The 3051-nt window shown below is 53.9% G+C and carries 3 protein-coding genes; 1 reads left to right on the top strand and 2 read right to left on the bottom strand.

The genetic code is table 11. From position 1 onward, the window contains the following. Nucleotides 1-151: 151 nt before the first annotated feature. Together HV796_RS41170 and HV796_RS41175 are read right to left on the bottom strand one after the other, a co-directional pair. Nucleotides 152-580 (bottom strand): hypothetical protein, encoded by a 429-nt coding sequence (locus HV796_RS41170; protein ID WP_175233403.1) that lies wholly within the window; start codon nt 578-580, stop codon nt 152-154. A 19-nt stretch (nt 581-599) separates the two neighbouring features. Beyond that, nucleotides 600-761, bottom strand: a complete 162-nt coding sequence (locus HV796_RS41175; RefSeq protein WP_175233404.1) for a hypothetical protein — start codon at nt 759-761, stop codon at nt 600-602. Nucleotides 762-1692: 931 nt separating this feature from the next. Between HV796_RS41175 and HV796_RS41180 the strand changes: the two genes are divergently transcribed. Next, a complete protein-coding gene (locus HV796_RS41180; protein WP_175233405.1) occupies nt 1693-2817 on the top strand; it encodes an NAD(P)/FAD-dependent oxidoreductase in 1125 nt (374 codons plus the stop codon). Nucleotides 2818-3051 lie beyond the last annotated feature (234 nt).

Consider the following 3051-nt stretch of genomic DNA (forward strand, 5'->3'; position numbering starts at 1 on the left):
CCTCGGGGATGCCACCACGCCCGCCGTATGGGATGCTGTCCTGTCAACTCGATAAGGCGTCCTTTATATCAGAAACTGCTCAACTCGCTCATCTATTTGCACCAGAGCCGCGGATCTGAGACACCGCGCCGGGAGCCGGTGCCCTGCCCGGTTACACGCAGGACAGGAACCAGCCGGCTATCGGCTCGGGGCTGAGAAATGGCACCTGGTTCTGGTCGACCGAAAGAAAGAGCTCGCCAACGGCGATTAAAGCCGGCTGACCAGGAGGAGGAGAAAATATCTCCCCCGGGTGAAATTCAGTCGAGCTATCTGAGTCAACCACCGAAAGACTGTTTCCGGTTGTTACGTTGAGCGGCCCCTGGGTGTACAGATAATGATCGGTGACATGAAGATTGTCGTCTTTCGTGGAAAAATAGATCGGCGATTTGTAATCGTTGAGATTGATGTCATCCGCGGTCGTGTTCATGGTCCATTGAAATACCTCATCGAGAAGACACGGCGCAAGACCCGATGCGACATCTGCTGCCCCCAACCATTTATTGAGTGTCGCGTGCTTGATATAGACGGAAACGGTATCCATAGGGGTTCTCCTTCAGTTTTTATTGCGGTCGGTTTGTGATCGGGAGCGCTGCGAAAGCGACGGTATTGGCATCCGCCTCAGCTTCGGTGATCTGAAAAATATCGCCCTTTTCCGCGTCATCGCCCCAATGTTTCGGGTTGTCGTACCCCTTACCCTCCGCCGATTTATTTTCGATCATCATGATTTCTCCTTTTAACGGTAAGTCTCCAGTAAGCTGTTATCGACTTGGTATCCCCTTTATCGATTTTTGCGGATTTAATTGTCGCAAAAAATCGTAGAAGCATCGTATAACATATTTTAGAGAAAGCGCAAACAGTTGACGTTGCGAATGATAGATTTGGATAGGTGGGGAGGTGGAGAGAGATAAGTTATGCGGAGCGATTGAGTTATTGTGCGTATTCCGGCGATCGTGACCGGCAATTCCGGCATCGTGACCGCCGATTCCGCTTGATCGTGGGGCTACATTTATCAAGCAGAAGATCGTCCAGTGCGCGACCTCTCGCGCAAGCGCATGCAACTGGTGCAGTGTCGGACGGCCCACATTCTCGTAAATTCGGGATGACGTTAACGGCGCGGGTGCGGATTTCTTGGCCTGATAACCTGGTTAGGTTGTTTCAGTTCGCCCTTCGACGTCAAAATACTCCACATCATTAGTCGGGTCTGAAAAAATCGAGGGGCCCTGTGCAGCAAGGATTTTAGAGCGGAAAGTTGTTGATGGATTTGCACGAGGCTGTGTCGCGATAACGAAGATGGGATGAGAGAATGCCCGCAACGAACAGGATTGCCTCGATCTGCGATTGCCTGATAACTGAAAAGCGACACGCCCCATTTTCGGCAATACATTGGTGGCCCGTAGCGCCCGTTTCCAGCTGAACCCTGTTCAATGGCATCCTTTATTTCAGAATGGCAGGAAGCTTGATGCGAACAACATAACCGATCGACAGCAGTTATCGCGCCATAAGGTAGCGGCTACCGTCACGCAATTTTAAACATCTCTCTTTAGATTTAGTTGCTTACGCTGCGGCAAAGATTTCAGAGCATTCCTGCTGGCACAGACAATCCGCGTTGCTTTCATCAAATAACTCTCAACACCTACGTGACTTGGGATTCCAATGATACATACCAGTGATTACATCGTGATCGGCGCCGGCATTGCCGGCGCATCCTTGAGCGCCTTTCTGGCCGCGCATGGCGACGTCACGCTTTTGGAGCGGGAAAACGCACCCGGATACCACAGCTCAGGCCGGTCGGCGGCCATTCTTTCGGTCGCTATTGAGGAAGAGGCGATGCGATCGCTGGCCATCGGCAGCCGAGGCTTCTTCAACAATCCACCCGAGGGCTTTTCCGACTATCCTCTTGTTCATCCTCGGGGGTCGATGGCGGCAGCGTGGGGGAGTTCCGAGGAACTTCTCATCAATGAAGCGCGGCTACTAGCCGGCACGGGCGCTCAATTTCGTGTTCTGAGCGCGCGCGAATCCCATGAGATCTGCCCGATTCTGAATAGCAAGGATCTCCTCGGCGCAGTCATTGAGGACGACGCCATGGACATTGACGTTGATCTTCTGCTACAAGGATACCTGCGGACTGCGCGCGCGTTTGGCACAACGTTGCGCACGTCCGCAAGCATAGACACCATCAGTTATAAAGATGCCGTCTGGGTTGTGCGAGTGGGTGACACAGAATATGAAGCACCGGTCCTCATAAACGCGGCAGGAGCATGGGCCGATCAGGTTGCAATCGCGGCCGGCGTCAGGCCATTGGGGCTACGGGTATATCGCCGTACCGCATTCACGATAGCAACGCAAGGCATCGGGAATGTGGACCTTCTGCCATTTGTTCGAAGTGCAAACGGTCACTGGTACCTGAAGCCAGACACTGGTCGGCTGCTTGGGAGTCTGGCTGACGCAACGGAAGTGAATCCGCATGACGTACGACCTGAAGAACTCGACATCGCGCAAGGCATTTTCAATATTATGCAGGACACGACATTGCAGGTGGAAAGGCCGCTATCAAGCTGGGCTGGCTTACGTACGTTCGCTGCGGACGGTAACCCTGTCGCAGGATTCGACGCTACAGCGAGTGGCTTTTTCTGGTTGGCAGGGCAAGGAGGATGCGGCATCATGACCTCCCCTGCCCTCGGGCAAGCTGCGGCCGCGATCGTTCGCGGCGAGTCGTTACCCCCGGAACTCGCTTCTCTGGGCCTTTCCGCCTCCATTCTCAGTCCGACCCGCCTTTGATCCATGGGATCTGTTTTTGTTACGCATCCGGAGGATTCTGGCCGACACGTGGCAACAAGATCACATGGCCAGACACGATTCCGCGCGTGAAAGATCGACCCTTGCAAAGGGACGATATCTGCGGGCTCTGTCGCATTAACGCGGTGAAGTAGAATCGGCCGGATCGTAACGCATGACGAAGATGATGGCAAAGACGAAGACGCCAGGCAAGGCACTGCCTGCGGGCATTGGCAA

Origin of the sequence: Paraburkholderia humisilvae (assembly GCF_902859855.1) — a bacterium.
In the GTDB taxonomy this organism is placed as follows: domain Bacteria; phylum Pseudomonadota; class Gammaproteobacteria; order Burkholderiales; family Burkholderiaceae; genus Paraburkholderia; species Paraburkholderia humisilvae.